Consider the following 851-nt stretch of genomic DNA (forward strand, 5'->3'; position numbering starts at 1 on the left):
TGGTCGTTCAACCGCAACCAGGAGATCGAGGACAACGGGACGAAGGAGTGGTATGCCCGCCAGCACCACGACTACCAGATCGAGGGCAACCCCGTGGGCTACTTCGTGCCCGGCATGGAGTCGAGCCCCGACTTCCAGAAGATGCTCATCCTCACCCACAACGACGTGCGCAAGCCGAAGATCTCGCCGCAGCTGCTCCTGGAGGACCGCCTCATCGAGATCGACCGCGAGGGCAACATCGTCTGGGAGTGGAGGATGCTCGACCACTTCAACGAGTTCGGCATGACCGAGGCGCAGAAGAACGTGATGTTCCGCAACCCCAACCGCCAAGAGGCCGGTGATGAGGGCGAGGGCGACATCTTCCACGTGAACTGCGCCAGCTACCTGGGGCCGAACAAATGGCACGACGCCGGCGACGAGCGCTTCGCCCCCGACAACATCATCATGGACTCACGCGAGGCCAACATCATGTGGATCGTCGACCACGGGACCGGCAAGGTCGTCTGGAAGGTCGGCCCCGACTTCACGCAGACGCGGGAGCTGCGCATGCTCGGCACCGTCGTGGGCCCGCACCACACCCACATGATCCCCAAGGGGCTGCCCGGCGAGGGGAACGTCATGGTCTACGACAACGGCGGCTGGGCCGGCTACGGCGACCCCTGCCAGCACTCCCGCATGGGGCTGAAGGTCACGCGCCGCGACGGCAGCCGCGTCGTGGAGTTCGACCCCACCACGCTCGAGATCAAGTGGGAGCTCAAGGACACCAACGCCGACGGCGATTTCATGTTCAACGCCCACTACTTCTACAGCCCGCTGACCAGCGACGCCCAGCGCCTGCCCAACGGCAACAC

The 851-nt window shown here is 64.7% G+C and carries 1 protein-coding gene; it reads left to right on the forward strand.

Features of this window, described 5'->3' with window-relative positions; all coding sequences use genetic code 11:
* Nucleotides 1-851 (forward strand): aryl-sulfate sulfotransferase (locus tag NOV21_RS08885; protein ID WP_283171797.1); only part of this gene is annotated, 851 nt, incomplete at both ends.

This window comes from Curtanaerobium respiraculi (genome assembly GCF_024609215.1).
GTDB classification, from domain to species: Bacteria; Actinomycetota; Coriobacteriia; order Coriobacteriales; family Eggerthellaceae; genus Curtanaerobium; species Curtanaerobium respiraculi.